The 4,587-nt window shown below is 69.6% G+C and carries 2 protein-coding genes; both read right to left on the reverse strand.

The features are described from left to right. The coding region (locus tag B9S57_RS19910; protein ID WP_374935964.1) for a type I polyketide synthase at window positions 1–2,034 on the reverse strand (2,034 nt) is incomplete at its 3' end. A 13-nt stretch (window positions 2,035–2,047) separates the two neighbouring features. Beyond that, the coding region (locus tag B9S57_RS19915; RefSeq protein ID WP_146057775.1) for a beta-ketoacyl reductase at window positions 2,048–4,587 on the reverse strand (2,540 nt) is incomplete at its 5' end.

Below are 4,587 nucleotides of genomic sequence, written 5' to 3' on the forward strand. Positions count from 1 at the left end.
CGCCGCGTCCTCCAACGACAGCACCCCGGCCACATGAGCGGCCGACAACTCACCGATCGAATGACCCAACAGGTAATCGGGCTTCAGACCCCAGGCCGACACCAGACGGAACAACGCCACCTCAAGAGCGAACAGCCCGGCCTGCGTGAACTGCGTCCGATCCAGCAGCTCACCACCCTCGAACACCACACCCCGCACCGGACGATCCAGATGCCGGTCCAACTCCGCACACACCGCATCAAACGCATCCGCGAACACCGGATRCGCCTCATACAACTCACGACCCATACCCGACCGCTGCGCACCCTGACCCGAGAACAACACCGCCAGACCACCAGGCGCCGTCGTACCGCGGATGACACCTGTCCCGTCGCCGGAAGCGGCCAGCTCCCGGACGCCGTCCAGCAGGCCCTCGCGCCCTGCCTCGAGCACCACGGCCCGATGCTCGAGGGCGGCGCGGCCGACGGCGAGGGAGTAGCCGATGTCGAGCGCGCCGTAGGAGGCCCCAGCGGTCTCCACATGCGCCTGCAAGGTGCGCGCCTGTATCCGCAACGCCTCGGCGCCGGCAGCCGAGACGAGCCACGGGACAACCGGCGGGACCCAACCGGGCTGAGCGTCATCGGCGACGTCGGCGCTGTCCCGCACCGGTGCCTGCTCGACGATGACGTGTGCGTTGGTGCCACTCACGCCGAACGACGACACACCCGCCCGGCGCGGCTGCCCGGTCTCCGGCCAGTCCGCCGGCTCGGTCAGCAGTCGTACCGTGCCCGCCGACCAGTCGACGTGGGGCGTCGGCTCGTCCACGTGCAGCGTCTGCGGGAGCTGGGCGTGGCGCAGTGCCATGACCATCTTGATCACGCCGGCGACACCCGAAGCGGCCTGTGCGTGACCGAAGTTGGACTTCATCGAGCCCAGAAGCAGGGGGCGGTCCTCCGGCCGGTCCTGGCCGTACGTCTCGACGACGGCCTGGGCCTCGATGGGGTCACCCAGAACGGTGCCGGTGCCATGGGCCTCGACAGCGTCGATCTGAGCGGGTGAGAGGGCGGCATTCGCCAGTGCCGCGCGGATGACGCGCCGCTGCGAAGGGCCATGGGGTGCTGTCAGACCGTTGGACGCACCGTCCTGGTTCACAGCGGAGCCCCGTACGACCGCCAGCACGTGGTGCCCGTTGCGAACCGCGTCGGACAGCCGCTCCACGAGGAGCACGCCCACGCCCTCGGCCCAGCCCGTGCCGTCGGCGGCCGCGGCGAACGACTTGCAGCGGCCGTCGCCCGCGAGGCCGCCCTGCTGACTGAACTCGGCGAACGCGCCGGGGTTGTTCATGACGGTCACACCAGCCGCCAGGGCGAGAGTGCACTCGCGCTGTCGCAGCGCCTGAACAGCCAGGTGAAGAGCCACGAGGGAGGACGAGCACGCGGTGTCGACTGTCACCGCGGGTCCCTGCAGGCCGAGCGAGTACGCGATGCGGCCGGATACGACGCTGCCGGCGGTGCCGGTGACGTAATAACCGTCGACGTTGTCGTCGGACTGGCGGAGGCTGGTCTCGTATCCGGAGCTCTGTGCACCGACGAAGACACCGGTCTGGGTGGAGTGGAGTGAGGTCGGGGCGATACCGGCTCGCTCCAGCGCCTTCCACGACTCCTCGAGCAGGAGGCGCTGCTGCGGATCCATGGACAGCGCCTCACGGGGCGAGATCCCGAAGAACGAGGCGTCGAAGTCGGTGGCACCGTCGACGAAGCCGCCCTCGAAGGTCGTCGCGTTGGCGCCGCCCGCCTGATAGAGCCCTTCAAGGTCCCAGCCACGATCGGTCGGGAACGCGTCCACCGCATCTGTCCCGGAGGCGACGAGCCGCCACAGGTCATCGGGACTCGCCACCCCACCCGGGTAGCGGCAGCTCATGCCGATGATCGCGATCGGCTCCCTGGCGGCGCCGGTGAGCTGGGTGTTCTCCCTCCGCAACCGGTCGACCTCTTTGAGCGACGCGCGCAGCGCTTCGAGAACCTTGTCACCCGAACTAGCCATCATGAACTCCACACTTCGCGCATCATCAGGAATCGCCGTTGCCCAGTGCCATTTGGATCAGGCTCTCGGCGTCCATCTCATCGATCGAGTCGTTGTCGTCACCCGCGGTTGAGGACGCAGCTGCTCCGTCATGTTCATCCGTGAGCGTCATCAAGGTGTCCAGGAGTCCGGCCGCCCTGAGCCGGTCCAGCGGCACGGTGGCCAGTGCACTGCGCACCACGGCCTCATCCACGTCGCCGTACGCGACGGTGTCCTCCATGCCGTTCCGGCCGGCCTCCGGAAGCAGCTTGCTCCGCAGGTAGGCGATGAGGGCGGTGGGCGTCGGGTGGTCGAAGACGAGTGCGGCCGGCAGCCGCAGGCCGGTTGCCTCCGCGAGCCGGTTGCGCAGCTCCACGGCGGTCAGTGAGTCGAACCCGAGATTGCGGAAAGCCCGGTCGGGGCGTACCGCGCTCGGTGTGTCCAGCCGCAGCACGGTGGCCGCTCGCTCCTGGACGAGTTCGAGCAGCATGTGGTCCTGCTCCGGCCCCGACATCTCCCGCATCCGCCGGGTCAGTACATCGGCCGTGCCGGCGCCCTCTGCCTCTGCGGTTTTTTCGGCGCTCCGCAGGGCGGCCCGCACTTCGGGCAGGCCGCCGATGAGCGGACTCTGCCGCAGGGTGGTGAACGCGGTGGCGAACCGGGGCCAGTCCACGTCCACCGTGACGATCGGTGGTTCGTCGTGCTCGATCGCCTGTTGGAGAGCGGTGACCGCCAGAGCGGGCTCCATCGGGGCCAGCCCCAGCCGGGTCAGCTGCTCGCCTGTGTCTCCCGCGGCCATTCCGCTGTCGGCCCACTGACCCCATGCAACGGACGTGGCGGCCCAGCCCTGGGCGCGGCGACGGTGAGCCAGCGCGTCGAGTGCCGCGTTCGCGGTCGCGTACGCGGCTTGGCGCGCACTGCCCCACACCCCGGCGATGGACGAGAACATGACGAAGGCATCCACTGTTCCACCGAGCAGTTCGTCCAAGTGGGCGGCACCCGCCGTCTTGCCTTCGAGGACGTGTGCGAAGGCGGCAGGCTCCGTGTCCGCGAGGGCGACGCTGTCGCTGATCCCGGCGGTGTGGATGACGCTGCGGACGGGGCCGCCCTCCTGGCTCAGCCGTCCGACCAACTCGGCCACTTGGGACCGGTCGGCGACATCACAGGCGACGACGGAAACCTTGGCGCCCAGAGCCGTGAGCTCCGCCTCGAGTTCTTCCGCGCCGGGCGCGGCGATGCCCCGACGGCTGGTCAGGACGAGCCGCTCCGCACCCCGCCCTGCCAGCCACCTGGCCACATGCCCGCCCAGGGCGCCTGTACCGCCAGTGATGAGAACGGTGCCTTCGGGCTTCCATGGGGTACGGGAGCCCGCCTGGTTCAAGGGCGCCCGTACCAGTCGACGGCCGAATGCGCCGGCCGGGCGCAGAGCCATCTGGTCTTCTCCGACAGCGTCGGACAGGACGCCGCAGAGGCTGTCGGTCATGCGTGTGTCGACGCCGTCGGCAGGCAAGTCGATGAGGCCGCCCCAGTTTCCGGGCCGCTCCAGACCGACGACCCGTCCCATCCCCCACACCTGCGCCTGGGCGACGCTCACGGTGCGGTCGGCGGTGGCGCTCACCTGCACGGCCCCCTTGGTGGCGCACCACAGGGGAGCCTGAAGCTCCACGGCGTCGAGGGCCTGTACCAGAGCCAGCGTCGACGTCACGGCGGCGGGGACCGCGCTGTGCACCGCGTCAGGGCTCTCGTCCGCCCCGAGGAAGGACAGCACTCCGGACACTTCGTCGTCGCTCGCGTCGAGGAGGCGGCGTATGTGCCCGGTCAGAGTATCCCGGTCCGATTCTCCAGCGGGCACCACAAGAGTCGTCACGCACGCTCCGTGCTCCACCAGAGCCGCGTCACAGGCGTGGACCGTCGCGTCGTCGCGCAACACCTCCGGGATCAGCACGATCCACCGTCCGGAAAGCCGTGCGGATTTCGCCTCCGCCAGCGGTGCCCAGTCGATGCGATAGCGCCAGCCGTCGATGGTGGCCCCATTACGGCGGTCACGTCGCCAGGAGGCAAGCGCCGGCAGGACCGTCCGGAGGGCGACCTCGCTCTGTGTTCCGCCCAGAGTGCGCATGAGGGCGCCCAGATCCTCGCCCTCGACGGCCTCCCAGAACTGGGCGTCGACCGGGTCCGTCGCGCCGGCAGCGGGAACGGCCAGCGCTTCGGGCCAGTAATGCCGACGCTGGAAGGCGTAGGTGGGCAGGTCGACACGCTGAGCACCGGTGCCCGCGAACAGGGTGTTCCAGTCGAGGTCGACCCCGTGCACATGCGCGTGGGCGAGGGAGGTCATGAAGCGGCGGGACTCGTCCTCGTCCCGGCGCAACGTCCCCAACGCGACCGCGTCACTCCCGGCCGCCTCGAACGTCTCCTCCAGCCCCACGGACAGCACCGGATGCGGACTCACCTCGACGAACACACCATGCCCCGCACCCAGCAGAACCCCGACCGTCTCCTCCAACAACACCGTCCGGCGCAGGTTCGTGTACCAGTACTCGGCATCCA

Origin of the sequence: Streptomyces sp. SM10, from assembly GCF_002910915.1 — a bacterium.
GTDB lineage: Bacteria > Actinomycetota > Actinomycetes > Streptomycetales > Streptomycetaceae > Streptomyces.